22 protein-coding genes, 1 other RNA gene and 3 pseudogenes are annotated in these 26,667 nt (G+C 74.5%); 11 read left to right on the top strand and 15 right to left on the bottom strand.

Annotated features, from left to right (window positions below):
- Positions 1–60: 60 nt before the first annotated feature.
- Positions 61–2,046: a serine/threonine-protein kinase gene (locus tag D1J60_RS38625; protein ID WP_125820978.1), complete on the bottom strand. Its 1,986-nt coding sequence runs from the start codon at positions 2,044–2,046 to the stop codon at positions 61–63.
- A 187-nt stretch (positions 2,047–2,233) separates the two neighbouring features.
- Here D1J60_RS38625 and D1J60_RS11030 point away from each other — a divergent pair, with 187 nt between their 5' ends.
- A complete protein-coding gene (locus D1J60_RS11030) occupies positions 2,234–3,010 on the top strand; it encodes a DUF4352 domain-containing protein (protein ID WP_125820977.1) in 777 nt (258 codons plus the stop codon).
- Positions 3,011–3,096: 86 nt separating this feature from the next.
- Here D1J60_RS11030 and rnpB read toward each other — a convergent pair.
- Positions 3,097–3,499: RNase P RNA component class A (gene rnpB / locus D1J60_RS11025), an RNA gene on the bottom strand.
- A 78-nt stretch (positions 3,500–3,577) separates the two neighbouring features.
- On the opposite strand from rnpB, the gene D1J60_RS11020 reads away from it, so the two are divergent.
- Together D1J60_RS11020 and D1J60_RS11015 are read left to right on the top strand one after the other, a co-directional pair.
- Positions 3,578–4,312: a MerR family transcriptional regulator gene (locus D1J60_RS11020; protein ID WP_125820976.1), complete on the top strand. Its 735-nt coding sequence runs from the start codon at positions 3,578–3,580 to the stop codon at positions 4,310–4,312.
- On the top strand, positions 4,309–5,118 hold the full coding sequence (locus D1J60_RS11015; protein WP_125820975.1) for a hypothetical protein: 810 nt from the start codon (positions 4,309–4,311) through the stop codon (positions 5,116–5,118). The genes D1J60_RS11020 and D1J60_RS11015 overlap by 4 nt, the downstream gene beginning before the upstream one ends.
- Before the next feature lie 34 nt (positions 5,119–5,152).
- On the opposite strand, the pseudogene D1J60_RS11010 reads toward D1J60_RS11015, so the two are convergent.
- Positions 5,153–6,595: pseudogene (locus D1J60_RS11010) on the bottom strand (RNB domain-containing ribonuclease).
- Positions 6,596–6,862: 267 nt separating this feature from the next.
- Here D1J60_RS11010 and yaaA point away from each other — a divergent pair.
- Positions 6,863–7,663, top strand: coding sequence for a peroxide stress protein YaaA (gene yaaA / locus D1J60_RS11005; protein WP_125604015.1), 801 nt, complete (start codon positions 6,863–6,865; stop codon positions 7,661–7,663).
- A gap of 228 nt (positions 7,664–7,891) precedes the next feature.
- Here the strand turns inward: yaaA and D1J60_RS11000 are convergent, their stop codons facing one another.
- The gene (locus D1J60_RS11000; RefSeq protein WP_125820974.1) at positions 7,892–8,641 is read right to left on the bottom strand and encodes a bifunctional DNA primase/polymerase; all 750 of its coding nucleotides are present in this window, start codon (positions 8,639–8,641) and stop codon (positions 7,892–7,894) included.
- Positions 8,642–8,790: 149 nt separating this feature from the next.
- On the bottom strand, positions 8,791–9,417 hold the full coding sequence (locus tag D1J60_RS10995) for a TetR/AcrR family transcriptional regulator (RefSeq protein ID WP_125820973.1): 627 nt from the start codon (positions 9,415–9,417) through the stop codon (positions 8,791–8,793).
- Between the two features lie 158 nt (positions 9,418–9,575).
- Between D1J60_RS10995 and ddaH the strand changes: the two are divergent.
- Positions 9,576–10,403: pseudogene (ddaH, locus tag D1J60_RS10990) on the top strand (dimethylargininase); the annotation flags it as partial.
- A 4-nt stretch (positions 10,404–10,407) separates the two neighbouring features.
- On the opposite strand, the gene D1J60_RS10985 reads toward ddaH, so the two are convergent.
- Complete coding sequence (locus D1J60_RS10985) at positions 10,408–11,427, bottom strand: small ribosomal subunit Rsm22 family protein (RefSeq protein ID WP_125820972.1); 1,020 nt, start codon at positions 11,425–11,427, stop codon at positions 10,408–10,410.
- Between the two features lie 9 nt (positions 11,428–11,436).
- Entirely contained in the window at positions 11,437–12,828 is a 1,392-nt protein-coding gene (locus tag D1J60_RS10980; RefSeq protein ID WP_241253216.1) for a multidrug effflux MFS transporter, read from the bottom strand.
- 108 nt (positions 12,829–12,936) lie between these two features.
- On the opposite strand from D1J60_RS10980, the gene D1J60_RS10975 reads away from it, so the two are divergent.
- Positions 12,937–13,698: an SDR family oxidoreductase gene (locus D1J60_RS10975; protein WP_125820971.1), complete on the top strand. Its 762-nt coding sequence runs from the start codon at positions 12,937–12,939 to the stop codon at positions 13,696–13,698.
- A gap of 103 nt (positions 13,699–13,801) precedes the next feature.
- On the opposite strand, the gene efeU is transcribed toward D1J60_RS10975, so the two are convergent.
- The 4 genes and pseudogenes from efeU to D1J60_RS38010 form a co-directional block, all read right to left on the bottom strand.
- Positions 13,802–14,665, bottom strand: coding sequence for an iron uptake transporter permease EfeU (gene efeU, locus D1J60_RS10970; RefSeq protein ID WP_125820970.1), 864 nt, complete (start codon positions 14,663–14,665; stop codon positions 13,802–13,804).
- 24 nt (positions 14,666–14,689) lie between these two features.
- A complete protein-coding gene (efeB, locus tag D1J60_RS10965) occupies positions 14,690–15,961 on the bottom strand; it encodes an iron uptake transporter deferrochelatase/peroxidase subunit (RefSeq protein WP_125599620.1) in 1,272 nt (423 codons plus the stop codon).
- Between the two features lie 31 nt (positions 15,962–15,992).
- The gene (gene efeO, locus D1J60_RS10960; RefSeq protein ID WP_125820969.1) at positions 15,993–17,144 is read right to left on the bottom strand and encodes an iron uptake system protein EfeO; all 1,152 of its coding nucleotides are present in this window, start codon (positions 17,142–17,144) and stop codon (positions 15,993–15,995) included.
- Between the two features lie 164 nt (positions 17,145–17,308).
- Positions 17,309–17,584 (bottom strand): annotated as a pseudogene (locus D1J60_RS38010) (hemin ABC transporter ATP-binding protein); the annotation flags it as partial.
- Positions 17,585–17,638: 54 nt separating this feature from the next.
- On the opposite strand from D1J60_RS38010, the gene D1J60_RS10950 reads away from it, so the two are divergent.
- Positions 17,639–18,289 carry a PhzF family phenazine biosynthesis protein gene (locus D1J60_RS10950; RefSeq protein ID WP_125820968.1) on the top strand — a complete coding sequence of 217 codons (651 nt, stop codon included), beginning with the start codon at positions 17,639–17,641 and terminating at the stop codon, positions 18,287–18,289.
- A 150-nt stretch (positions 18,290–18,439) separates the two neighbouring features.
- On the opposite strand, the gene D1J60_RS10945 is transcribed toward D1J60_RS10950, so the two are convergent.
- Positions 18,440–19,087, bottom strand: a complete 648-nt coding sequence (locus D1J60_RS10945; RefSeq protein WP_125599630.1) for a biliverdin-producing heme oxygenase — start codon at positions 19,085–19,087, stop codon at positions 18,440–18,442.
- 158 nt (positions 19,088–19,245) lie between these two features.
- The gene (map, locus tag D1J60_RS10940) at positions 19,246–20,103 is read right to left on the bottom strand and encodes a type I methionyl aminopeptidase (RefSeq protein WP_125599633.1); all 858 of its coding nucleotides are present in this window, start codon (positions 20,101–20,103) and stop codon (positions 19,246–19,248) included.
- Between the two features lie 108 nt (positions 20,104–20,211).
- On the opposite strand from map, the gene D1J60_RS10935 reads away from it, so the two are divergent.
- Positions 20,212–20,454: a hypothetical protein gene (locus tag D1J60_RS10935; protein WP_125599636.1), complete on the top strand. Its 243-nt coding sequence runs from the start codon at positions 20,212–20,214 to the stop codon at positions 20,452–20,454.
- Positions 20,455–20,479: 25 nt separating this feature from the next.
- On the opposite strand, the gene D1J60_RS10930 is transcribed toward D1J60_RS10935, so the two are convergent.
- Complete coding sequence (locus D1J60_RS10930; protein ID WP_125820967.1) at positions 20,480–21,088, bottom strand: hypothetical protein; 609 nt, start codon at positions 21,086–21,088, stop codon at positions 20,480–20,482.
- Between the two features lie 72 nt (positions 21,089–21,160).
- On the opposite strand from D1J60_RS10930, the gene npdG reads away from it, so the two are divergent.
- Together npdG and D1J60_RS10920 are read left to right on the top strand one after the other, a co-directional pair.
- On the top strand, positions 21,161–21,865 hold the full coding sequence (npdG, locus tag D1J60_RS10925) for an NADPH-dependent F420 reductase (protein WP_125599642.1): 705 nt from the start codon (positions 21,161–21,163) through the stop codon (positions 21,863–21,865).
- Between the two features lie 104 nt (positions 21,866–21,969).
- On the top strand, positions 21,970–22,149 hold the full coding sequence (locus tag D1J60_RS10920; protein ID WP_125599645.1) for a hypothetical protein: 180 nt from the start codon (positions 21,970–21,972) through the stop codon (positions 22,147–22,149).
- 19 nt (positions 22,150–22,168) lie between these two features.
- Here D1J60_RS10920 and D1J60_RS10915 read toward each other — a convergent pair whose 3' ends face one another.
- Positions 22,169–22,969: a site-2 protease family protein gene (locus D1J60_RS10915; RefSeq protein WP_125820966.1), complete on the bottom strand. Its 801-nt coding sequence runs from the start codon at positions 22,967–22,969 to the stop codon at positions 22,169–22,171.
- Between D1J60_RS10915 and D1J60_RS10910 the strand changes: the two genes are divergently transcribed.
- Positions 22,968–26,615, top strand: a complete 3,648-nt coding sequence (locus D1J60_RS10910; protein ID WP_241253215.1) for a BTAD domain-containing putative transcriptional regulator — start codon at positions 22,968–22,970, stop codon at positions 26,613–26,615. The genes D1J60_RS10915 and D1J60_RS10910 overlap by 2 nt on opposite strands.
- The last annotated feature ends 52 nt before the right edge of the window (positions 26,616–26,667 follow it).

The following is a 26,667-nucleotide window of genomic DNA, read 5'->3' as shown; positions in this document are numbered from 1 at the left end:
CCCGCCACGCGCACCCGCAGGCCCCCGCCCGATCCCGGGCGGGGGCCTGCGCGTGCGCCGTCAGTCCCCGCAGCTGCCGGCGGTGCCCCAGCGCAGGAACTCGCCGCCGCCGGAGCCGTCTTCGGCGAAGACCGCGTACCGGGCGTAGGGCCAGCCGGCCGACCTCGCGGACTCGGAGGTGAGGTCCGCGCAGGCCCGCCGGGCGGCCTTGAGGGCCCACTCCTCGCGGGTGGTCCGGTCCCACAGGGGCTTGACCGCCCAGACGTACATGACCCGGTCGGCCGGGTCGAAGCCGACGGCCAGGTTCTCGTGGCCGAGCCGGCCGCCGGAGGCGCCGCCGGCGTTCCACTCGCCGATGATCGACGTCGCGGTCCGGTCGGCGACGCGGATCTCGTCCGCGTCGCTGGACGGGATCTTCGCGACGGCCAGTCCGCCCGCGGCCGGGTACCAGTCGGCTGCCTGTCCGCCCGGTCCGCTCGGGCCGGTCGGTCGGTCGGCGGCCCGGTCGGTGAGGGAGGCCGAGCAGGTGGTGTTCGTACGGAAGTCGTCCGACCAGACGATGCCGGGACCCGCCGCGCGCCCGGTGTCGACGATCACGAAGGTGCCGTACGGGAGGTCCGGGTAGGCGCTGCGCAGGTGGCGCAGGCCCAGGCACACCGTCCGGGCGACCTCGCGGAGCGAAGGCGCGTCGAGCGCCGGGCCGGAGGAGGTGACGTAGACCTCGCCCCGGGGCTGGTGGAAGGTCAGGGCGAAGTCCTGGCCCGGACCGTCGCCGGTGCCGAGCCAGGCTCCGGTTCCGATGGACGGGTGGGCGTCGTGCTCGGCGGGCGTCAGCGCCGCGCGGGCCTGCCGCCAGGTCGCGAGGGTGGGCCCGCCGTCGGCGGTGGCGCCCTTGGGGTCGGCGGACGGGACGGGGGCGGCCGGGGTGCCGGTGGTGCGGGACGCGTTCCCCGGGGTGGCGACGGCCGGGGCCCCGCCGGCCCGGGCGTCGTCGCGGGACGCGGCGGGCAGGGCGAGGAGCCCGCCGACGGCCCCGCCGAGGACGGCCGCGCCCACGGTGACGGCGAGCAGCAGGCGCCCCCGGCCGGGGGCCGGCGGGGAGGGCCAGGCGGGGTCGTCGACGGCGGGCAGGTGCCACTGGGCGGCGATCGGGTCGCCGGCCAGGGTGGGTGCCGCGGGCGCGGCGCCGGCCGCGAGGAGCTGGGTGGCCTCCGCGGCGAGCAGGGCCGAGCAGCGGCCGGCGGCCCGCTCGGCGGTCGGCCGGGCCGCGGGGTCCTTGGCGAGGGCCGCCTCCACCACTTCGCGGAGGGCGGCGGGCAGTCCGTCGAGGTCGGGGTCCCCGGACATCACGCGGAACGCGACCACGTCGGGGGCGCCGGTGCCGAAGGGGAGGCGGCCGGTGGCGGCGTGGGCGACGAGGGCGCCCCAGGCGAAGAGGTCCCCGGCGGGGCCGGTCGTGCCGGAGCGGTAGTGCTCGGGGCTGATCCAGCCCGGCGTGCCGGTCATGACGCCGGTCCGGGTCACGGAGGTGCCGTCGGCGGCGTGGGCGATGCCGAAGTCCAGCATCCGGGGGCCGGCCGGGCTCAGGATGACGTTCTGCGGTTTCACGTCCCGGTGGACCACGCCGGCGCGGTGGATCGCGGAGAGGGCCTGGGCGGTCCCGGCGGCGAAGGCGTACAGGCTGCCGCCGGTGAGCGGGCCGTGGGCGGCGAGGTGCCGGTCCAGGGTGGGGCCGGGCACGTACTCCGCTGCCAGCCAGGGGCGTTCGGCCTCGGTGTCGGCGGCCAGCACGGGCACCAGGCAGGGGCCCTGGACGCGGGCGGACAGCGCGACCTCGCGGCGGAACCGGGCCCGGAACTCCGGGTCCTGGGCCTGGGCCAGGTGAACGGACTTGACCGCGACCCGCGTTCCCCGGGGGTCGAGGGCGGCGTGGACGGTGCCCATGCCGCCGGTGCCGAGGCGCCCGATGATCCGGTAGGGGCCGATCCTCTTCGGGTCGCCGGGGTGGGCGGGGTGAACCCGCCCGCCGGGGGCGGTGCTTCTCAAGGGGGCTTCTCTCTGTCAGCGCGGCTGATTCGGAGGAGACCGTCTCATTTTTGGAACTCCCTATGTCACGCTTTGGCGTTTTATTTAAGCTGGGCGGCGCTCATGTTCCGCGTTCACGGCGCTCCTTCCGAGGGTGTTCGGCATCCGGCCCTGAGCCCGACGGCAACCACCCAGCGGAGGAGTCCCCATGACCACCCCTTACCCAGGCCAGCAGCCGGAGCAGCCCTACGGCGGGCAGCCGCAGCAGCCGTACGGTCAGCAGCCCGGCTACGGATACCCCCAGCAGCCCCCGGCCTACGGCCAGCAGCCCCCGCCGGCGTACGGCCAGCAGCCCCCGCCGCCCTACGGGCAGCAGCCCCCGCCGCCCTACGGCTACCCGGCCCCGCCGCCGCAGCCGCAGCCGCAGAAGAGCAACGCCGGCAAGATCATCGGCTTCGGCTGCGGCGGCATCGTCCTGCTGTCGCTGGTCCTCTTCGCCTGCGGCGCGGTGTTCACCGGCGCCGCCAAGAGCGGTGCCAAGAAGGACACCCCGATCACGGTGCCCACCGCGCCCGGCGCCTCCTCGGCCCCCAACGCGGCGCCGATGCAGCCCGCGCCCGGGAACTCCGACGCCCCGGCCGGGACGGCCGACAAGAACGCCGACGTGACGCTGACCGCCTCGCCGACCCCCTTCAAGCCCAGCGTCCTGGCCCAGAGCGGCGACTACACCTCCGTCCAGGTGACCATCGTCAACAACTCCGCCAAGCAGGTCGACGTCAACGTCTTCTACTTCGAGGTGACGGGGGACGACGGCACGCGCAGGCAGATCGAACTGGCGGCGGCCGAGGACCAGATCGACACCGTCAAGCTCGCCAAGGGGGAGAAGGCCACCGGGACCATCACGGTCAAGGGCAAGATCACCGCGAAGACGGTCACCTTCAGGAACGGCTTCGTCGGCAAGTCGTACACCGCCCCGGTGAAGTAGCCGCGCGACTCCGGCGGGCCCCGCTGCGGCGGGTCCCGCCCGGGGGCCCGGGGGAGGGCCCGGGGGTTCCGGGGGGAGGAGAACGACAGACGAGCCGGCCTGTACGCCGGGTTCTGTCACCCGGAGACCTCGCGGTCGCCGGGGAGACGGCCATCCATCTAGGACCGGCGTTGCCGCCGGCCTCGTGCGGTCTACCCGCGAACATCGGGCGGGCAGCCCTCAAGCGTTCGCGCAGACCCGTCCGGGGACGGATCCTCTTGACCTTGCTCCAGGTGGGGTTTACCTAGCCGCCTGGGTCACCCCAGGCGCTGGTGGTCTCTTACACCACCGTTTCACCCTTACCGGAGGCCGAAGCCCCCGGCGGTCTGTTTTCTGTGGCACTGTCCCGCGGGTCACCCCGGGTGGGCGTTACCCACCACCCTGCCCTGTGGAGCCCGGACGTTCCTCGGCGGGGTCCGGGGACCCCGACGCGGCCGCCCGGCCGACTCGTCTGTCGTGCCGACCATGCTACCCGGCCGTCCGCACCGCCTTGACCTTGACGCAGCGGCAGGGTTTCTACTGGGGGCCATGCGGATCGGAGAGATCGCCGCGCTGGTCGGGGTCACCACCCGGGCGGTCCGGCACTACCACCATGTCGGGCTGCTCCCGGAGCCGGAGCGGCGACCCAACGGGTACCGGGCCTACACCGTGCGCGACGCCGTGCTGCTGGCCCGGGTGCGCCGGCTCACCGAGCTCGGGCTCGGCCTCGACGAGGTGCGGGACGTCCTCGCCGGCGACGCCGGTCGCGAGCCGGCCGACGTACTGCGGGAACTGGACGCCGACCTCGCGCGGCAGGAGGCCGAGCTGGCCGGGCGCCGCCGCCGGCTGGCCGTGCTGCTCGCCGCCGGCCCCGGCGACGCCGAGCCGGTCTCACCGGCGCTCGCCGCCCTGCTGGCGAAGGCCCCGGCGACGGACTCGCCGGCCGCCGCGAAGGACCGCGAGCACCTCACCCTGCTCGACGCCACCGGCGCCGCCGGGGAGGAGCTGTACTCCGTCCTCGGGCCGCTCGCCGCCGACCCCGACGTCCTCGCGCTGTACGAGCGGCTCGACGAGCTGGCCGGCGCCGCCGTCGACGACCCCCGGATCGGGCCGCTCGCCGAGGCGATGGTCGCCGCCGTACCGGAGGAGGCCTTCGCCGCGATCCCGTCCGGCGGGCCCGTCGTCCCCGGCTTCGGTGAGGCGCTGCTCGCCGAGTACGCCCCCGCGCAGGCGGAGGTCGTACGCCGGGTGATGGCGGCCTTCGTCGGCCGGGGGCGGGCGTGAGCGCCGTACGGGTCGCGCGGACCGCGGCCTGCGCCGTCGTACCCGCCGAGCTGGTCCTCGTACTGTGCCTCGCGGCCGGGGTGCGCCCGCCGCCGTGGGCGACGGCCGCCGCCGAGGCGCTGGTGCTCGGCGTGCTGGCGCTGGAGGCCTGGGTGCTGGGCTCGCTGCGGCGGCGCACCGGCTCCTGGCGGCGGGCCGTGAGGGCCGTCGTGCCCGAGCCGGTGCTGCGGCTGCTGCTGCACGAGCTGCGGGCCGCCGCCTCGCTCGGCCGGTGGATCGTGCGCCGCCGGCACGGGGTGGGCCCCGGCGACCTCGCCGCCGCGTACACGGGGCCGCAGACGGCCATGATGTACGGGTTCCTCTTCGTGTCGGTGGTCGAGACCGTCGGCCTGGCCGTCCTCGTCCCCTGGCCCGCCGTGCACCGCGTGGTGCTGGTCCTCGACGTGTACGGGGTGCTGCTGTTCCTGGCCCTGCACGCCGCCTGCGTGACCCGGCCGCACGTGCTGCGGGCCGACGGGTCGCTGCGGATCCGCTACGGGGCCCTGTTCGACCTCACCGTCCCGCCGGACGCGGTGGCCTCGGCCCGGGCGGAGCGCCGCTACCCCGAGGGGCGGCTCGTCACGGTCTCCGAGGACGGGGTGCTCGACCTGATCGTGGGCAGCCAGACGACCGTCACCCTGGAGCTGAACCGCCCGCTGGACTTCCGCCGGCCGCTCGGCGCCCGCGCCAGGGCGCGTACGATCCGCTTCCACACCGACGAACCCCGCGCGCTGGTTGCCGCACTGCGGCAACCCGCACCCCCGTGACGGGCTGCCGCACCGCGTGGTCCGCCGCGTCGCTCTAGGCCGGCGCGAAGAGGACCTTCGCGGTGCCCGGGTCGGCCTGGGTCAGCCGGACCCGGATCCGCTCCCCGAGCGGCAGCCGCCCCGTCGGCGACACGACCCGCCCCACCACGGCCGGCTCCTCCAGGTGGACGGTGCCGGTCTTCGGCTCCTGCTCCTTCACGTCGATCACCATCGCCTCGAAGGTCTCCCCGACGCGGTCCTTGAGCAGCGCCGCCTCCACCAGGTCCACGCACTCCCGCTCGACCGAGTTCGCCAGCCGGGTGCCCTCCGCCATCTCGCGCGGCAGTGCCTCCAGCGCCTCGACCGCCCACGCCGGCGGCTCCGCCCCCGCCACCGCCGCCACGCACAGCTCGCCGGCGTAGCGGTCGACGAGCCGGCGCAGCGGGGCGGTGCAGTGCGCGTACGGGGCGGCGACCGCCGCGTGCAGGGCCGGGTCAGGGGTCCGGCCGCCGGTGAAGACCGTGTAGCCGGCGCCGCGCAGCAGGGCCGTGCACTCCTGGAGGAAGGCGGCGTGCGCCGGGACGCGCGGGTCGAGGGAGCGGACCAGCGCCGCGTACGGGACGTGGTGCGGCCAGTCGATCCGCAGCGCCTTCGCCGCCCGGCGCAGCCGCCCGACCGCGCCGTCGGGGGCGGGGGGGAGGGTGCGCAGGATCCCGGTGCCGGAGGAGAGCATCAGCTGGGCGGCCGCCATGCCGGTCATCAGGGAGACCTGGGCGTTCCAGCCGTCGGCCGGGAGCGGGACCCGGTAGGCCAGGCTGTACGAGCCGCCGTGCTCGACGACCTACTGCTCGGGGACGTTCAGGGAGACGCCGCCGCGCTCGGCCTCCAGGGCCTCGCGCAGGATCCCGATGTCCTTCAGCAGCGCCAGGGAGGGTTCGGCGGTGCCGGTGTCGATGGCCTTCTGCACGCCGTCGTAGTCGAGTCTGGCCCTGCTGCGCACCAGGGCGCGGCGGACGTCGGTGGTCTCGACCCGGCCGTCGGAGTCGAGGTCCAGCCGCCACACGAGGGCCGGGCGGGTGCGGTCGGGCAGCAGGCTGGCCGCGTCCTCGGAGAGCACGGGCGGGTGCAGGGGGACCTTGCCGTCGGGGAAGTAGAGGGTGGTCACCCGGCGGTGGGCCTCGGCGTCGAGGGCGCCGCCGGGGCTGACGAAGGCGGCGACGTCGGCGATGGCGTAGTGCACGCGGTACCCGCCGGCGGGGCGCTTCGCCAGGTGCATGGCCTGGTCGAGGTCGACGGAGGCGGGCGGGTCGACGGTGAAGAAGGGGAGGCCGGTCAGGTCCTCGGACGGCAGCCGGGGCGCGGCGGCCGCCCGCTCGGCCTCGGCGAGCACCTCCGCCGGGAAGGTCCCGGGCACACCCAGTCGCGTCCGCAGCTCGCCCAGCGCGGCGCGCAGCACCGCCCCGTCCGCTCCGGCCATGTGCATGTGACGGCGTGGCATGGACCGAGCGTAGGCCGACTCCGGCGGATCCGCGCGGGCCCGCAATCCCGCCGCGCGGTGGAACGCGGCAGCAGCGCCGGCACTGGCAGTGGCCTCCCTGCTCGGCTTCGCCGGCCCGTCGTCCGCCGACGCCACGGCGGCCACGGTCCGCCCCCGGCCCCAGCGGCCGCGGCCGTGGGCGTTCGGCTGTGAGCGGGGGGCGGCGGGGCGTCTACCCTGGCCGGGGGGCCGCATCCCCTGCGCCGCGTCGTCTGAAGGAGAACCACCGTGCTCGTGCTGCTGCCGCCCTCCGAGGGAAAGGCCGCCGGCGGCTCCGGCGCACCGCTCGACCCCGCGTCCCTGTCGCTGCCGGGCCTGGCCCCCGCGCGGGCGGCCGTCCTGGAGGAGCTCGTCGAGCTGTGCGCGGCGGACGAGCCGAAGGCGCGCGAGGTGCTCGGGCTCAGCGAGGGCCTGCGCGGTGAGGTCGCGAAGAACGCCGCCCTGCTCTCGGCGCCGGCCCTCCCGGCCGGGGAGATCTACACCGGTGTGCTCTACGACGCCCTGGACCTCGCGGGGCTGCCGGCGCCCGCGCGGGAGCTGGCCGAGCGGACGCTGCTGGTGTTCTCCGGGCTGTGGGGCGCGGTGCGGGTGACGGACCGGATCCCCTCCTACCGCTGCTCGATGGGCGTCAAGCTGCCGGGGCTGGGCGCGCTGGGCGCGTACTGGCGCACGCCGATGGCCGAGGTGATGCCGCAGGCGGCGGGGGACGGGCTGGTGCTGGACCTGCGTTCGTCGGCGTACGCGTCCGCGTGGAAGCCGAAGGGGGAGACGGCGGGGCGCACGGCCACCGTGCGGGTGCTGCACTCGCAGGTGGTGGACGGGGTGGAGAAGCGGTCGGTGGTCAGCCACTTCAACAAGGCCACCAAGGGCCGCCTGGTACGCGACCTGCTGCTCGCCGGCGCCGTTCCGGCTTCGCCGGCGGAGCTGGTGACGGCCCTGCGGGACCTGGGCTACGCGGTGGAGGCCGAGGCTCCGGCGAAGCCGGCGAAGGCGTGGTCCCTCGATGTGGTGGTCACCCAGATCCACTGATCCCGTGGCGGGGCTGGCGGGTCGGGTGCGGGTGGCTGTGCCGCTGCGCGGGGGCGAGGTCCCCTACCCGCCCTTCGCCCGTTCCCAGGGGTGCTGCCCCTGACCCCGTTGCCGCGCAGCGGCACATCCAGCCTCGTCGGCGTTTGAGGCGCGGGGGTCTGGGGGCGGAGCCCCCGGGGACCGGCCCCGCGCAGCGGCGGCACAGCACCCGCACCGCGCAGCGGCCGGCTAGTGGCCCGGGGGCCAGGCGACTGCGGCCGGGGTCTGGTCCAGCGCGCCCGCGTACTGGGCGCAGGCGTCCGTCAGGGTTTCCAGGAGGGTCAGCGGGTCCGGGAGGGGGTGGCGGACGTCGCGGAGCCAGGTCACCGCGTGGTCGCCGGGGAGGGCCGCCGGGGGGAGCAGGACGTAGCTGCCGCGGCAGTGCCAGCGCAGGCCGGGGTGTTCGTCCATCGTCTCGGGGTGGCAGTCCAGTTCGCAGGGCCACCATTCGTCCTCGTCCTCCGGCGTACCGCGGGTCGCCGTGAAGAAGAGCATCCGGGCCTGGTCGCCGGTGCCGCCGGACTCGGCGACGGGGCCGACCTCGATGCCCGCGGCCAGCAGGCGCTCCAGCGCGCTGCGGCCGGCCTCCAGGGGGACGTCCAGGACGTCGTGCACCATGCCCGTCGCGGTGATGAAGTTGGCGTGGGGCTGGTTGCGGGCCCAACGCTCGATCTGCGCGCGGTCGGTGGTCGACTGGGTCTGCCAGGCGAAGGAGACGGGGTGCCGGGCCGGCGTGGGACAGCCGATGCGGTCGCACGAACACCGGTACCCCGAGGGATGGGCGGCGGGGGCGAGGGGGAGTCCGGCGGCGGCGACGGCGAGCAGGAGCGCTTCGCGCTCCTCGCCGGGGTCCTCGGGGGCGGGTTTCGAGCGGCGGCGCAGCCACTGGGAAATCCTGCTCAGCTCGCCGCGTTTGACGCGGCCGGACTCAGACCCCATCTATCCCCTACCTCACCGTTGCCCCGGCAGACCATTCCATGGTCCCACCATCGGGAGCGCCGGGTGACCGCACCCCCCGGAGGGACTCCCCGAACGAGTGCCCCACATAACCGCACAATCGGGCCATATGGTTCTCGGCCGTGCCGGAGTCACCCGCTGTCCGGCCGCCCGGCGGTGACGTATCCCACGCCGGCGAGCACCCGGTCCACCAGCGCGTCGGCGAAGCCGTGCGTCAGCGGCGCGGTCCGCAGCAGCCACCGGTACGTCAGCGGGCCCACCAGCATCTCCACCGTCAGCCGCAGGTCGGTGGCCGCCGGGAGCTGCCCGGCCTCCCGGGCCGACCGCAACCGGGCCTCGTACAGCGCGAGCTGCGGCTCCAGCAGGCGCTCGGTGAAGCGCGCCCCCAGCTCCGGGTCGGTCGCGCCGGCCGCGGTCAGGGCGCGCGCGGGGGCCTCGTACCGGGCGTCGGCGAACTCGTCGACCGTGGCCCGCAGTACGGCTTTCAGGTCCGCCGCCAGGTCCCCGGTGTCCGGGAAGCCCGTCCAGCCGGCCTCCGCGCCCGCCTCCCCGGCCAGCGCCAGCGATGCGTCCAGCAGCACCTCGGCCTTCGAGGACCACCAGCGGTAGATCGTCTGCTTGCCGACTCCGGCACGGGCCGCGATGGCCTCGATGGTCAGCTTGTTGTAGCCGAGCTCGCCGACCAGCACGAGGGAGGCGTCGAGGATGGCGCGCCGGGAGCGGTCGCTGCGGCGGGTGGCATCGGGGGTCTTGGTCACCGCCCCAACGTACCAAGTCGGTCCGAGACGTCTCGTCTTCCGGCCGTTGTGGTAATTCACCCGGTCGGTTCACTGCGCGGCAACCCCCGAGGAGAGACGATTCTCTCGACACGCGCACAGCACCGTGAGTCCGTAGTCGTAGTCGTAGTCGTAGTCGTAGTCGTGAGGAGCCTTCTTTGCGCAGAGACGCCACACCCCGGCGCTACCTGATGTGCCCACCCGCGCACTTCAAGGTCACGTACTCCATCAACCCGTGGATGGACCCCACGAAACCGGTGGACCTGCCCCTCGCACTCGCCCAGTGGGAGGACCTGAGGGACCGCTACCTCTCCCTCGGGCACACCGTCGAGACCCTCGCCCCCGACCCCGGCCTGCCCGACATGGTCTTCGCGGCGAACGGGGCGCTCGTCGTCGACGGCCGGGTGCTCGGCGCCCGCTTCGCCCACCCGGAACGCGCCGCCGAGGCGGAGATCCATCTCGACTGGTTCCGCGCGCACGGCTTCACGGACGTCCACGAGCCCTCGCACGTCAACGAGGGCGAGGGGGACTTCGCCGTCACCGCCACCTACATCCTGGCCGGCCGGGGCTTCCGCTCCAGCCCGCTCTCGCACGACGAGGCCCAGGAGTTCTTCGGCCGCCCCGTCATCGGCCTCGACCTGGTGGACCCGCGCTACTACCACCTGGACACGGCGCTCTGCGTCCTCGACGGCGACGAGATCATGTACCACCCGCCGGCCTTCTCCGCCGGCAGCCGGGCCGTGCTGCGCCGGCTGTTCCCGGACGCCCTGGTCGTGGAGGACGAGGACGCGGCGGCCTTCGGCCTGAACGCGGTCTCCGACGGGCGGCACGTCCTGCTCCCGCAGGGCGCGACCGGACTGCCGGCCCGGCTGCGCGACCGCGGGTTCGAGCCGGTCCCGATGGACCTGGGCGAGCTGCTCAAGGGCGGCGGCAGCGTGAAGTGCTGCACCCAGGAGCTGAGGCCGTAGACCCCTACTCGGCTTCGGCGCCGGCGGAGGCGGGCGGCCAGGCGTCGCCCCACTCGGCGTCCCGGGCCGCCTTGTAGAGGCCGCCGTGGCGCTTGGTCACGGTCGCCCGGGACAGCCCCGCCTCCTCGGGACCGCACAGGTCCAGCAGGACCAGCCCCTTCCGGATCTGCGGCTTGCGTGTGATCCGGGAGGGGACCGGCGTCACGGGGAACCGCGTCGCGGCGACGTAGGCGAACTTCTCGTCCTCGTACGGCAGGGACCCGCCCTTGACCTTCCGGTGCAGCGAGGAGCGGCTGACCCGCGCCGAGAAGTGGCACCAGTCCTGCCCGACCTCGATGGGGCAGGCCCCGTCGTGCGGGCACGGCGCCGCCACCGTCATCCCGGCCGCGAGCAGCTGCTCGCGGGCCTCGCGGACGCGCAGGTACCCCTGGGGCGTGCCCGGCTCGATCAGGACGACGGCCCGTCCGGCGCGGGCCGCCTCGGCGACGACCGCCGTACGGGCCTCCGCCGTCAGTTCGCCCAGTACGTACGACACGGTCACCAGGTCCGCGTCCGGCAGGCCGATCCCGCTGCCGATGACGGCCCGGCGCCACTCGGCCGCGCGCAGCACCGCCGACGGCGAACGGCCCGCCAGCTCCTTGCCGAGCGCCAGCGCCGGCTCCGCCCAGTCCAGCACCGTCGTCGCGCGGGGCCCGTCCCAGGTCGCGTCCACCGCCCAGGTCGCGGCGCCCGTGCCGCCGCCCACGTCCACGTGCGAGCCCGGCGTCCAGTCCGGGGCGGCCTCCGCCAGCCCGTCCAGGGCGGACCGTACGGCCTCGAAGGTGGCCGGCATCCGGTACGCCGCGTACGCCGCCACGTCGGAGCGGTCGCGCAGCACGGGCGCGTCGGTGGGGGTGGCCCCCCGGTAGTTGGCGATCAGCCGCTCGACGGCGGCCGAGGCCTGCTTCGGCGGGAGCCCGTCGAGCAGCCCGGCGAGCGCGCTGCGGAGGGTTTCGGCGGTGGTGGGGGCGGGTGCGGCGTTCACCTGGAAAGTTTACGGCGCCCCGGAACCCGCCTCGGAGCCCGTGCCCGGGGAAACCGCCCCGGAACCCGCCCCGGGCCCGGCCATGGGCTCCCGCGTCCGCCAGGGCCGGCACATGCCGAGGAAGCACGCCACCGCCAGCAGCGAGCAGCTGAGCTGCACCAGCGCCATCGGCACCGCGGTGTCCTCGCCCGCGATCCCGACCAGCGGCGAGGCGACCGCGCCGACCAGGAAGGAGGAGGTGCCCAGCAGCGCGGACGCCGATCCGGCGGCGTGCGGGGTGCGCATGAGGGCCTGCGCGTTGGTGTTCGGCAGGACCAGGCCCATCGCCGACATCAGCACGAACAGCGCGGCGGCGACCGCCGGCAGCCCGGCCTTCCCGAACACCCCGGCGGACATGAGCAGCAGGGCGACCGAGGCGGCGGTGATCACGGCGAGCCCGGTGGCCAGGGCCTTGTCCAGGCTGACCCGGCCGACCAGCAGCTTGCCGTTGACCTGGCCGACGGCGATCAGCCCGACGGAGTTCAGGCCGAACAGCAGGCTGAAGGCCTGCGGGGAGGCCCCGTATATCTCCTGCACCACGAAGGGCGAGGCGGATATGTAGGAGAAGAGCACCGCGAAGGCGAAGCCGCCCGCCAGGGTGTAGCCGGCGAAGACCCGGTCGCCGAGCAGTCCGCGCATGGTCCGCAGCGCGGCGCCCACCCCGCCGGTCTGGCGGCGCTCGGGCGGCAGCGTCTCGCCGAGGCTGCGCCACACGACGACGGTGAGCGCGAGGCCGACGGCGGTGAGGACGACGAAGACCCCGCGCCAGTCGGCGAACCGGAGCACCTGGCCGCCGATGAGCGGGGCGATGATCGGGGCGGTGCCGGATATCAGCATCAGCGTGGAGAAGAAGCGGGCCATCTCGACGCCCTCGTACAGGTCGCGCACGACGGCCCGGGCGATCACGATGGCGGCCGCGCCGGCCAGGCCCTGGAGCAGCCGGAAGGCGATGAGCAGCTCGGCGCTCGGGGCGAGGGCGCAGATCGCGGTGGCGAGGACGTAGACGGCCATGCCGGTCAGCAGTGGTCTGCGGCGGCCCCACTTGTCGCTCATCGGGCCGATGACCAGCTGGCCGAGGGCCATGCCGGCGAGGCAGGAGGTGAGGGTGAGCTGGACGGTCGCGGCGGGGCTGTGCAGGGCGGCGGTGACCTCGGGCAGGGCCGGGAGGTACATGTCCATGGACAGCGGGGGGAGGGCGGTGAGGCCGCCCAGGATGAAGGTGACCAGCAGGCCGGTGCGGCGCGCGGCCGTCAGGGGGGCGGCGCCGGGTGCCGGGGCGGGTGCCGGAGCGGGTGAGGGATCGGGTGACGGTTGGGCCGACGGCCCGTGCGAGGGGGCCGTGGAAGGGCCGCTCTCCGACATGCGGAACTCCAGTCTTTTCATCTGCTTTATGCACCCCTGACCGACCCATGCTCTCAGCTGTCGGAACGTCCCGGGCCGGATGACGGCTGTGACGTACCCTGCGGCCCCATGAGCGCATCCGCGAAGAAGATCGCCGTAGTGACCGGCGCCGGCTCCGGGATCGGCCGTTCCGTGGCCCTGGCCCTGGCCGGGGCGGGCTGGTCGGTGGCCGTGGCCGGGCGTCGGCCCGGGCCCCTGGAGGAGACGGCCGCCGCGGCCGGAGCGGGCGCGGACGTACTGCCCGTACCGGCCGACGTCAGCGACCCGCAAGACGTCGCCGCGCTGTTCGGGGCCGTACGGGACCGGTACGGGCGGCTCGACCTGCTCTTCAACAACGCCGGCACCTTCGGCCCCGCCGGGGTCCCGCTGGAGGACATCGGCTACGAGGCCTGGCGCCAGGTCGTGGACGTCAACCTCACCGGCTCCTTCCTCTGCGCCCAGGCGGCGTTCCGGGTGATGAAGGAGCAGGACCCGCAGGGCGGCCGGATCATCAACAACGGTTCCATCTCCGCCCACGTCCCGCGCCCGAACTCCATCGCCTACACCGCGACGAAGCACGCCATGACCGGCCTGACCAAGTCCCTGTCGCTCGACGGGCGCCCGTACCGGATCGCCTGCGGGCAGATCGACATCGGCAACGCGGCCACCGAGATGACCGAGCGCATGCAGACCGGCATCCTCCAGGCCAACGGGCAGCTGGCGGTGGAACCGGTGATGGACGCCGCCGACGTGGCCCGCACCGTGCTGCACATGGCGGAGCTCCCGCTGGAGGCCAACGTCCAGTTCGCGACGGTGATGGCCACCGCGATGCCGTACATCGGACGCGGCTGACCGCATCCCCTGACGCTCCCGGCACGGCCCGGTACGCGCGAGGGCCCCGGCCGCCCCACCCCGAGGGGGAACGCGGCCGGGGCCCTCGCGCGTGCGGATCCGGTCAGCCCTCGGCGCGGCCGCCCACGGACGCCGCCGGGGCCGGCGCCTGCGCGGGGGTGCGCGGGCGGCGGGCCGGGAGGAGGAACAGGGACAGCACGAGCGCCAGGTACAGGGACCACACCACCAGCTGGAAGACCGTCGGGTCCGGCTGGAAGTTGAAGACGCCCTTCAGCAGCACCCCGTACCAGCTGTCCGGCGCGATCACCGAGCTGATGTCGAAGGCCTTGTCGTTCAGGCCGCCGAGGAACTCGGCCTCCTGGAGGTCGTGGACCCCGTACGCGAGCACGCCCGCGGCGACGACCACCAGCATCCCGCCGGTCCACTTGAAGAACTTCGCCAGGTTGATCTTCAGCGCGCCCCGGTAGAACAGCCAGCCGAGGACGATCGCGGTCGCGATGCCCAGCAGCACGCCGATCAGGGGGGCCGAGGAGCCCTCGCCGCTCGCGCGGACCGACGCCCACACGAACAGCGCCGTCTCCAGGCCCTCGCGGCCCACCGCCAGGAACGCGGTGGCCACCAGCGCGCCGGTGCCCATGGCGAGCGCCGAGTCGAGCCTGCCGTGCAGCTCGGCCTTCAGGTGCCGCGCGGTGCGCTTCATCCAGAAGACCATCCACGTCACCAGGCCCACCGAGATGATCGACAGGCTGCCGCCGAGCAGCTCCTGCGCCTGGAACGTCAGCTCCTGGGTCCCGAACTCCAGCAGCGCGCCGAAGGTGAGCGAGAGCCCGCAGGCGATTCCGATGCCGAGCCAGACCGGGCGCAGGGCGGCCCGGTTCCCGGTCTTGACCAGGTACGCGACGAGGATGCAGACGACCAGGCTGGCCTCCAGCCCCTCGCGCAGGCCGATCAGATAGTTGCCGAACACGGCGTTTTTCCTCTCCGGCGGGGACTACGCGAACAGGGACCGGCCCCACCAGTCGTCCTTGTCGCGGACGCCCGGCGGGACGGCGAAGATCGCCGAACCCACGTGCTGGATGTACTCGTTCAGGACGTCCGCCTTCGCCAGCCGGCGCTGGATCGGGATGAAGCCCTTGCGGACGTCGCGCTGGTAGGCCAGGAAGAACAGGCCGGCGTCGAGGCGGCCCAGGCCGTCGGTGCCGTCGGTGAAGGAGTAGCCGCGGCGCAGGATCGTCGCCCCGTCGTTGCTGTCGGGGTGCGCGAGGCGCACGTGCGCCTCCGGCTTCATCGCCTTCAGGAACGGCTCGTCGCGCTCCTTGGACTTGCCGACGGGGGCGCCCTCGCCCTTGTCGCGGCCGAAGATGTCCTCCTGCTCCTGCAGGGGGGTGCGGTCCCAGGTCTCGATGTGCATCCGGATGCGCCGGGCGACCAGGTACGAGCCGCCGGTCAGCCAGTCGCTGCCGTCGCCCGCGCCGACCCACACGTGCTTGTCCAGGGCGGCCTTGTCGGTGCCGGAGATGTTCCGGGTGCCGTCCTTGAAGCCCATCATGTTGCGCGGGGTCTGCTCGTCGGGCGTGGTCGAGGAGGTCTTGCCGAAGCCGAGCTGCGACCAGCGGACGACGACCTTGCCGAAGCCGATGCGGGCCAGCTGGCGGATGGCGTGCACGGCGACCTGCGGGTCGTCGGCGCAGGCCTGGACGCACAGGTCGCCGCCGGAGCGGGCCTGGTCCAGGTTGTCGCCGGGGAAGAGCTCCAGGTCCACCAGGGCCTCGGGGCGCTTGCCCTCCAGACCGAAGCGGTCCTTGGCGAACAGCCCCGGGCCGAAGCCGATGGTCAGGGTGAGGCGGGAGGGCTTGAGGCCGAGGGCCTCGCCGGTGTCGGTGGGCGGCGCCTCGGGCGCGCCCTCGAACACGTCGCCGACCGGCAGGCCTGCCGTCATCAGCCGGGCCGCGGCCGTCCACTCCTTGAGGAGCGTGACCAGCTCGTCGCGGCTCTTCGTCTTCACGTCGAAGGCCGCGAAGTGCAGCCGGTCCTGGACGGCGCTCGCGATGCCGGCCTGGTGCTCGCCGTGGAAGGGCACGGCCGCCCCGGCGGAGGCCGCCGGGGAGAGGTCCGAGCCGCCGCCGAACGCGGCGACCGCGCCGCCGGCGGCGGCCGCCCCGACCGCCAGCCCCGCGCCGCCCCAGCCGAGGACGGCACGGCGCGACGGCGCGCCCGCGGCGCCCGTGGCGCCCGTGGTCTCTTCCGACACCTGGTCGGTCATGGTGCTTCTCCCGCCTCTGCCTGGATCCGGACTACTTGGCGACCGCGGCGGCCAGCTTGGACAGCGGCTCGCCCAGCGCGCTCACGGCGTCCGAGAGTTCCTTGCGCTCGGCCTCGCCGACCTTGTCGTAGGAGGTGAACTCGTAGCCGTTCTTGTCGGCGCGGTACTTGTCCAGGAGGGTGTTCATCGCGGCGAACTGGGTATCCAGCTGCTTGGCGAGCTCCGGGTCGTTCTTGGCGGTGACCGCCTTCAGGAGCTCGTGGGACTTCTGGGCGCCCTCGACGTTGGCCTTGAAGTCGACCAGGTCGGTGTGGCTGTAGCGCTCTTCCTCGCCCGTCACCTTGCCGGTGGCGACCTCGTCGAGCAGCTCCTTGGCACCGTTGGCCATGGAGGTGGGGGTGATCTCGGCCTGGCCGACCTTCTTCTGCCATTCGGTCAGGTCGGTGATCAGGGTGTCGGCGAGCTTCTTGTCGTTGTCGTCGATCTTGTTGTCCTGGAAGAGGGACTTCTCCAGGCGGTGCCAGCCGGTCCAGTCCTTGGCCGGGTCCTGGCCGGCCTCCAGGCCGTCCTCGCGGACGTCGACCTTCGGGTCGACGTCGCCGAAGGACTCGGCGACGGGCTCGGTGCGCTCCCAGCCGATGCGGGAGTGGGCGTAGGCCTTCTTCGCCGCCTCCAGGTCGCCGGCCTTGACGGCGTCGGCGAAGGCCTGGGCCTTGGGCAGGGTCTCGTCGGCCTGCTCCTGGACGTACTTGCGGTACGCGGCGACCGCGGCGTCCAGCTCGGGGCTGCGCTTCTCGGTGCCGCCCTTGCCGGTGGCCTTGACCTGGGTGCGGATGCCGTCGCCCTTCATGCCGGGCTTGCAGGTGAAGGTGTAGGAGCCCGCCTTGATCTCGGCGGTGATGGTGGCCTTGGTGCCGGGGCCGATGTTCTCGCGCTCGGCGACGATCCGGTCGTCCGGGAAGAGCACGTACAGCTCGGTGACCTTGGAGCCCTTGTTCTCGACCTCGATGGTGACCTTGCCCGCCGGGAACTCGGTCTTCGAGACCTCGCAGGCGCTGTCGGTCGCGTTCACGTGGATCGCGCCGGAGCCGGCCTTGTCACTCTTCTCGGCGCAGCCGGTGACTGCGGTGAGCGCGGCGACGGCTGCGGCCGCGGTGAGGACGGTGAGGCGGGCGGGGCGCATGTGGGCTCCTGGCGGGGGTGGAGGCTGGACGAGGGCCGGTGAGGCGGACCTAACTTAACCGAGGCTTACCTGACCGATACCCAGTCGTCCAGTGATTCAGCTCTCACCTTCCGGCCACGGACACGAGCCCGTCACGGGCGTTCCATGACCGGCTCAAGCGAGGGTCAAGCGGGAGTCAAGTCGCCGTCCGCGTTCCGTGCGGAGCCGTTGTTACCGACCGGTTCGATCCCTTGCGGCGCCTGGGCGGGAGGTTGATCCGGAACGCCCGCGTCCCGTACCGGGAGCACCAGCGCAGCCCCCGTCCGGGGGTGCGCCGGCACCTCCGCCGGCTGCCCGGGGACCCGGCTCGGGAGCCCGCCCACGAACACCTCCGCCGGGGGTCCGGCCGTCGGGATCCGGCCACCGTGCGGCACCGCCGCCCGGTCCGCGTACGCCGCCGCCGGGCGGCCCGGAGCTGACAAAGCCCGTACACCGGGGCGTGCTTGAATGCCAGCGTGAACGATCTAGACGTGATCAGGGTCTTCTGCGCGGGTGACGGCCGCTTCGGCAACCTGCTCGGAGTCGTCCGCGACGGCCGCACCTGCCCCGACGACGACTCCCGGCAGGCCCTCGCCGCCGAACTGGGCTACAGCGAGACGGTGTTCGTCGACGACCCCGAGCGCGGGGTCGTCGACATCCGCACCCCCGGCACGCGGATGTCCTTCGCCGGACACCCGCTGGTCGGGGTCGCCTGGCTGCTGGACATCGAGGAGCTCCAGCCGCCGGCCGGCCCCGTATGGGCCCGCGACGACGGGGAGTTCACCTGGATCACCGCCCGCCCCGAGTGGGTCACCGGCAAGCGCACCGAGCAGTACGCCACCCCCGCCGACGTCGACGCCCTGCCGGCCCCGCCGCCCGGCGAGGGCTGGCTGTACGCGTGGGCCTGGGAGGACGAGGCCGCCGGACGGATCCGCGCCCGGGGCTTCCCCCGCCGCCCGGACGGGGCCATCACCGAGGACGAGGCCACCGGCTCGGCGGCGATCCTCCTCACCGCCCAGCTGAACCGCGCCCTCAACATCACCCAGGGCGCCGGCTCCCAGATCCTCACCGCCCCGGGCCCCGACGGCACGATCGAGATCGGCGGCCGCGTCCGCTTCGCCTCGTAGGCCTCGTGGGCCTCGACCGCACCACGGGCCCGCGGGCACCGCGACCGGGCCCGGCGCCACGTCGGCGTGATGCGCGCCGAGGGGGCCGGGACGGTGCGTCCGCACCCGCCCCGGCCCCCTCACCCGAAACCGCCCGGTCAGGGCCCCGGCCTACGCGCTGAGCGGGAACTCCTCGCCCAGCTCGCGGAAGACCGCCCCGTTGAAGTCGAAGGCCCGCTTGCACTCGTCGATGATCCGCTGCTTCTCCAGGTCGTCCGCGGCGATCGCGTCCAGCAGCTCCCGGTAACCCCGCTTGAAGGCCGCCGGGTTGGAGATGTCCGCGAAGACGTAGAACCGCACCCCGTCGCCCTTGCGCTCGAAGCCCCACGTGCGCTCGGCCTTGTCCCGGATGATCTGGCCCCCGGAGAGGTCCCCCAGGTAGCGCGTGTAGTGGTGGGCCACGTACCCGCCCGGCCAGGACGCGGCGCACTCCGCGACCCGGGCCGCGTACGCCCGCGTCGCCGGCAGCGCGCTGACCGCGTCGCGCCAGCCGGTGCCCAGCAGGTGCGCCAGGTCGCGCTCGATCTCCGCGACGCGCATCAGCTCGGGCCGTATGAAGGGACCCGCCACCGGGTCGTCCCGCAGGGACGCGGCGCCGTCCTCCAGCGCCCGGTACACGAACCACAGCTGCTCGGTGTAGCGGGTGTACGCGTCCACACCGAGCCGCCCGCCGAGCAGGTCGCTCATGAACGAGGAGGTCTCGGCTTCGGTGTGCTGCTCGTGCGAGGCGACACGGATGACCGTGGAGAACGCGTCCAAGACTGACCTCCGTCAGGTGAGGAGCGGGCCGTGGCGGCACGCCGCCGCCACGCCCGATCCTCCTGCTTAGGCTTACCTAAGTCAATGTGTTCCCGACGCGTTGTCGGTAAAAACCTCCGGGCGGCGGGAATCCCGCCACCGGCGTCCGCCGGCCGCCCCTACGGCAGGGTCAGGATCTCCGCGCCGGTGTCCGTCACCACCAGCGTGTGCTCGAACTGCGCGGTGCGCTTGCGGTCCTTCGTGACGACCGTCCAGCCGTCCTCCCACATGTCGTACTCGTGGGTGCCCAGCGTCAGCATCGGCTCGATCGTGAAGGTCATCCCGGGCTCGATGACGGTCGTGGCGTGCGGGCTGTCGTAGTGCGGGATGATCAGGCCCGAGTGGAACGACGAGTTGATGCCGTGCCCGGTGAAGTCCCGGACCACCCCGTACCCGAAACGCTTCGCGTACGACTCGATGACGCGGCCGATGACGTTGATCTGACGGCCGGGCTTGACCGCCTTGATCGCCCGGTTCAGGGCCTCGCGCGTGCGCTCCACCAGCAGCCGCGACTCCTCGTCGACCTCGCCGCACAGGTAGGTGGCGTTGTTGTCGCCGTGCACCCCGCCGATGTACGCGGTCACGTCGAGGTTCACGATGTCGCCGTCCCGCAGGACGGTCGAGTCCGGGATCCCGTGGCAGATGACCTCGTTGAGCGAGGAGCACAGGGACTTCGGGAACCCGCGGTAGCCGAGCGTCGACGGGTAGGCGCCGTGGTCGCACATGTACTCGTGCGCGACCCGGTCCAGCTCGTCGGTGGTCACCCCCGGCGCGATGTGCTTCGCCGCCTCCTCCATCGCCTGCGCGGCGATCCGGCCGGCGACGCGCATGGCCTCGATGGTCTCGGCCGACTGCACCTCCGGTCCGGTGTACGGAGCGGGCGCGGGCTTGCCCACGTACTCGGGCCGGCGGATGTTTCCGGGGACGGAACGGACGGGAGAGAGCTCGCCTGGAACGAGCAGCGACTGGCCAGACATGCAAGCGAGTGTATCCAGCGGTGATGGGGCAGCATGGCGACGAGGAGCGGTATCGAACGGTATCGAGCGGCGGTGCCGGGAGACCGCGCCGGAAGGAGTCCCGAGGCGATGGCCCTGTTCAAGAAGCGTCAGGTGGGCAAACCGGGCGAGTGGTACTACTGCCTGGTCCACCGCAAGGTGGAGGAAGGGCCCGAGTGCCCCGCCAAGGACCGCTTCGGCCCCTACACCACGCGCGAGGAGGCCGCCCACGCCATGGAGACGGCGCAGGAGCGCAACCTCGAATGGCAGAACGACCCCAAGTGGAACGACAAGACCCGCGAGGAGGAGGAAGGCGGCGGCGCCACCCCCTGAAGCCCCGGGCCCACCAGACCCGGGCCTACCAGCGGGCGGGCGACGGCGGGGCGGTCAGCTGGTCGGCCAGCCGCGCCAGCCGGTCGCGCAGCCGCCGCGGGCCGCGCCGCTCCGGCGGGACGTTCTCCCCGGCCGCCGCGCTGACCAGGTGCTGCACCGTGTCCAGGTCCAGCTCGGAGCCGGCGGCCGGCACCGACAGGGCGTCGTGGGCCAGCCCCGCCAGGTCCGGGTCCCCGCCGTCCAGGGACAGTACGGTCGCCCCCGCGCGCCGGGCGTCGTGCACCCGCTCCAGCAGCCCCCCGCCGGGCCGCTCCGGAGCCACCACCAGCAGCGTGTGCCCGCGCCGGGCGGCCTCCAGCCGGCCCAGCCCCACCGACAGGTGCGGCGGCTCGCCCGGCCGCACGTGATGGCGCACCAGCGTCGGAGCCAGCTCCGGCTGACCCGACCAGGCGGCCTCGTCCACCAGGTGCGCCGCCAGGTGCCAGGGCTCGTACTGCTCGGTGCCCACCAGCAGCAGGCTCCCGCCGGCCGGCGCCACCGACCGCCGCAGCGAACCCGCGAAGCGCCGGGCCTCGTCCGGCCACCGCGTCCCCGCGAGCACCTCGCGCAGCAGCGCCACCCTCACGGCATCCATGCGGCATCCATGGCCGCATCCTGCACCATCCGGCCCTCCTCGTCCGGCCTACCCGGCAGTACGCTCGCCAGCATGACTTCCTCAGACAGCACGCAGAAGCCGCCGGCCAGGGACCCCTGGGACCTCCCCGACGTCTCCGGCCTCGTCGTCGGCGTCCTCGGCGGCACCGGCGACCAGGGCCGCGGCCTCGCCTACCGGCTCGCCCGCGCGGGCCAGAAGGTGATCATCGGCTCCCGCGCCGCGGACCGCGCCGAGACCGCCGCCGCGGAACTCGGCCTCGGCGTCGAGGGCGCCGACAACGCCGCGTGCGCCCGCCGCAGCGACATCGTGATCATCGCCGTTCCGTGGGAGGGCCACGCCAAGACCCTCGAAGCCCTGCGCGAGGACCTCGCCGGCAAGCTCGTCGTGGACTGCGTCAACCCCCTGGGCTTCGACAAGCAGGGCGCCTACGCCCTCCAGGTCGAAGAGGGCAGCGCCGCCCAGCAGGCCGCCGCCCTGCTCCCCGACTCGCGCGTCACCGCCGCCTTCCACCACCTCTCCGCCGTCCTCCTCCAGGACGCCTCGGTCGAGGAGATCGACACCGACGTGATGGTCCTCGGCGAATCCCGCGCCGACACCGACGTCGTCCAGGCCCTCGCGGCCCGCATCCCCGGGATGCGCGGCGTCTTCGCGGGCCGCCTGCGCAACGCCCACCAGGTCGAGGCGATGGTGGCCAACCTCATCTCCACCAACCGCCGCTACAAGGCCCACGCGGGCCTCCGCCTCACCGACGTGTGACCCCGCCGCCCCTCCCGGGCCCCGCACCGACGACGGGGCCCGGACGGGATGGGGGACACTGGAGGGGTTCGACCCCCTTCCGTGTCGCCGAGGAGCTGTTCCGGATGCCCCGCCTTGCCCTGTTCGCCGTTGTCGTCTGCGTCCTCGCCGTGGCCGCGGCCGTGGTCGCCTTCGTGGAGGGCAGCTTCCTCGGGATCGTGTGGGTGCTGCTGGCCGGCGTCACGTCCAACATGGCCTGGTTCTACGTCCGCAAGGCCAAGGCCGACAAGCAGCGGGCGGCGTAGTCCGCCGGGCCGGTCCGGGTCAGTCCTGCGGCGCCGTGCAGAACCCGTCGGAGTCCTGCCAGAAGCGGTACAGGTCGCGGCCGCAGTAGGTCTCCAGGTCCGAGACGCCCAGCCCGCGCAGGACCCCGCTCACCGCGTCGAAGAACACGGCGTTCACCTCCGGGATCCACAGCAGCGCGAACACCCCGATCAGCGCGAACGGCGCCAGCGGGGCCAGCTCGCGGCGGACCCGGTGGGACAGCCACGGCTCGATGATCCCGTAGCCGTCCAGACCCGGGACCGGCAGGAAGTTCAGGATCGCCGCCGAGACCTGGAGCAGCCCGAGGAACGCCAGCGCGAAGCGGAACGGCAGCGGCACCCCGTCGAGGGCGTCCAGCCAGAACGGTGCCGTGCAGACGACGGCGAAGGCCACGTTCGTCAGCGGGCCCGCGGCCGACACCAGGCTGTGCCTCCAGCGGCCCCGGATCCGGTCGCGCTCGATGTACACCGCCCCGCCCGGCAGGCCCAGCCCGCCCAGGATCACGAAGACCACCGGCAGCACGATGCTGAGCAGCGCGTGCGTGTACTTCAGCGGGTTCAGGGTCAGGTAGCCCTTGGCGCCGACCGTGATGTCACCACCGTGCAGCGCGGTGCGGGCGTGCGCGTACTCGTGCAGGCACAGCGAGACCACCCACGCCGACGTGACGAAGAGGAACACGGCCAGCCCCGGGCTCGCCGCGTAGCCCGTCCACACCGCCCAGCCGGTCACCGCCATGACGGCGACGATGCCGAGGAACACGGAACTGATCTGCCGCTCGCCGCGGACGCCCTGATGACCCATGCGGCGAAACCTATCCCGGGCTCGGCGGCGAGGGGGGTGCGGGGCCGGGGAGAATGGGCCGGTGCGCTACGCGATTCTCGGCACCGCCCAGGCCATCAGCGACGACGGCAGCCCCGTCGCCGTCGGCGGAGCACGCCTGCGCGCGCTCCTGACCGCCCTCGCCCTGCGCCCCGGCCGCGCGGTCCCGGCCGGGCTGCTCGTCGCCGAGGTGTGGGACGCCGACCCGCCGGCCGAAGCCATAGCCGCGCTCCAGGCGCTGGTGGGGCGGCTGCGGCGGGCGCTGGGGCACGCGGCCGTACGGTCCGTGGAGGGCGGCTACCAGCTGGAGGCGGAGCGGGAGGACGTCGACCTGTACCGCTTCGAACGTCTCGCGCGCGCCGCCGCGGCGGACCCGGACCCGGCCCGGGCGGCGGCCCTGTACGACGAGGCGCTCGCGCTGTGGCGGGGCCCCGCGCTGGCCTCCCTCCCCGATCCGGCGGCCGAGTCCGCGCGCTGGGAGGCCGTACGGATGGACGCGCGCCGGGGCCGCCTGGGCGCGGCGCTGGCCCTGGGCGAAGCGGAACAGGCCCTCCCGGAGCTGACCGAACTGTGTGCGCGGCAGCCCCTGGACGAGTCCCTTCAGGTGCTGCGGATCCGGGCCCTGCGTGCGGCGGGCCGCCCGGCGCAGGCGCTGGCCGCCTACGAGACCGTCCGTCAGGACCTCGCCGCCCGCCTCGGCACGGACCCGGGACCGGCCCTCCGCGCCCTCCACGCGCAACTCCTCGCCCCGGCACCCGCCCCGCCCGCCGGCCCCACCCCGGCCCGGTGGCCCGCGACCGCCCCCACCCCCGACGCCGGCGACGCCCCGCCCCCGCACCCCCCGCAACCGACCGGGACCACCCCGGCCCCCGCCCCCGCCCCGCGGCCCACCGCCCCGGCCCCGCATCCGGCCACTCCCGGCGCCCCGGCGCCCTCCGGCCCGTCCGGGCGCGCGGCCGAGGGCGCCCGGCCCGCGGCCGACGGGGACCCCGCGGCGGCTTCCGGCGGGCACGCCCCGGCCCCGCACCCGGCTGGGACCGCCCCCGCCCCGCACCCGGCCGCCGCGGGCTCCGGGGCGGCCGGGGCACCCGTTCCCGGGAACCTGCGGGCCCGGCTCACCACCTTCGTCGGGCGGGAGGAGGACATCCGCGTCATCGGCGACGACCTCGGCAGGGCGCGGCTCGTCACCCTGCTCGGTCCCGGCGGGGCCGGGAAGACGCGGCTGTCGCAGGAGGCCGCCGAGACCCACACCCGCACCGCCGGCGACGGCGCCGGCTGGCCCGACGGGGTGTGGTTCGTCGAGCTGGCGCCCGTGGAGGATCCCGAGGACGTCCCCGAGGCCGTCCTCACCGCACTCGGCGCCCGCGAGACCAAACTGCGCGGCGCCGCCGCCGAGGAACTGCGCGCCCTCACCGACCGCGGCGGGGACGACCCCCTCGACCGGCTCACCGAGCACTGCGCCCGCCGCCGGCTCCTGCTGCTCCTCGACAACTGCGAGCACGTCATCGCCGCCGCCGCCCACCTCGCCGAACGCCTCCTCACCCACTGCCCCGGCGTGCGGATCCTCGCCACCAGCCGCGAACCCCTCGGCGTGCCGGGGGAGTTCCTGCGCCCCGTCGAACCCCTGCCGGACCCCGTCGCGCTACGGCTCCTCGGCGACCGCGGTGCCGCCGCCCGGCCCGGGTTCAGCGTCGCCGCGGACCCGGCCGCCGCGGCCGAGATCTGCCGCCGCCTGGACGGGCTGCCGCTCGCCATCGAGCTGGCCGCCGCCCGGCTGCGGCTGCTCACCCCCCGCCAGATCGCCGACCGGCTCGACGACCGCTTCCGCCTCCTGACCGGCGGCGCCCGCACCGTCCTGCCCCGCCAGCAGACCCTGCGCGCCGTCGTCGACTGGTCCTGGGAGCTGCTGGACGAGCCCGAACGGGCCGTGCTCCGGCGGCTGTCCGTCTTCGCGGGCGGCTGCGACCTGGAGGCCGCCGAAGCCGTCTGCGCGGGAGCCGAGGACGCCGTCGACGTCGCCGATGCCATGGCCACCCTGGTCGACAAGTCCCTCGTCGTCGCCGCCCCCGGCCCCGCCGGCGACATGCGCTACCGCCTCCTGGAGACCGTCGGCGAGTACGCCGCCGAGCGCCTCGCCGAAGCCGGCGACCGCGCGGCCACCGAGCACCGCCACCTCGTCCACTACCGCGAACTCGCCCGCGCCACCGAACCCCTGCTCCGCGGCCACGGCCAGCGCGCGGCCGCCGACCGGATCGCCACCGAGTACGAGAACCTCCGCAGCGCCCTGCGCCGCGCCGTCGCCACCCGCGACGCCCACGAGGCGCTGTGCCTGGTCCACTCCCTCGGCTGGTACTGGCACATGCAGGACCTGCGCGCCGAGTCCCGCCACTGGTCCGACGCCGTCGCCGAACTCGGCCCCGACCCCTTCCTCGCGCCCCACACCCCCGCCGAGCCCGTCCACGAACGGCTCGTCGACTCGCCCCCGCCCTACTCCGGCGAGATCCTCGCCGAGGGCTGGCGCGCCCTGCACCTCGTACGGCTCGCCGCCCGGGACCAGACGAACACCGACTGGGACAGCCCGGAGGTCCGCGAGCAGGTCGCCGGGGTGCTCGCCACCTACCGGCCCGGCCTCCCGCAGACCTGCCGCACCCCGGCCTCCCTGTGGATCTACGCCGTGATGATCGCGGGGGACGCGGGGCTGCTCAAACGGGTCGTCGACGCGACCGTCGACACCGCCCGCGAGCTCGGCTACCGCTGGGAACTCGCCTCCGGCCTCCAGCTGCGCGCCAACATCCTCGCCAACCGGGCCGACTGGGCCGGCGACGCCTCCCGCGACGCGGACGAGAGCCTGGCCCTCTTCCGCGAGCTCGGCGACGACTGGGGCTGCGCCGAGGCCCTGTCGGCCCGCGCCGAGACCCGGGAGAAGTGCGGGGAGTACGACCTGTCCGCCCAGGACTACCTGGAAGCGATCGAACACGCCGAACGCCTCGGCGCCAAGGCGCAGGTGACGGTGCTGCGCGTGCGGATGGCGGGCTCCCTCGTCGAGAGCGGCCGGATCGAGGAGGCCGAGCGGATCCTCACCGACACCCTCACCACCACCGTGCGGTTCGCCAACGAGTCCGTGCCCGCCGCGCGGATGTTCCTCGCCTCCGTCTACGGGCGCACCGGCCGGATCCCCGAGGCCCGCGAGCAGGTCCGGCTGCTGCGCGAGGAGTTCGCGATGGGCGCGTTCGCCGTCTTCGACGTGTTCCTGCTCGCCACGACGGCCTGGCTGGACAACCAGGAGGGCGAGTACGAGGCGGCCCTGAGCGTGGCCCGCGAGGCCGCCGGGGCCGTCCGGCACCCGCTGGCGATGATGGTCGCCCCGTACATGCCCGCCCTGTACCTGCTGACGGCCGCGGTGGCCCGGCTCGGCCTCGGCGGCCCGGAGCAGGCGTACGAGGCCGCCCGGCTGGTCGGCGCCTACCGCGCCCAGCTGCCGCCCGGGCACGTCCCGGTCTCCTCCGAACGCGCGGACGCCGCCCGCGCCGAGGAAGGGGCGAGGGCGGTGCTGGGCGACGCGGCGTACGAGGCCGCGTACGCCGAAGGCGGCGGCCTCTCCCTGGAGGAGGCCACCGCCCTCATCTGATCCGGCCGGCTCCCCCGTGCGGTGCCGTCCGGGACGCGATCCGGACGGACCG

This window comes from Streptomyces sp. W1SF4, assembly GCF_003950035.1.
In the GTDB taxonomy this organism is placed as follows: domain Bacteria; phylum Actinomycetota; class Actinomycetes; order Streptomycetales; family Streptomycetaceae; genus Streptomyces; species Streptomyces racemochromogenes.
This window is presented reverse-complemented; position numbering and strand designations above follow the sequence as displayed.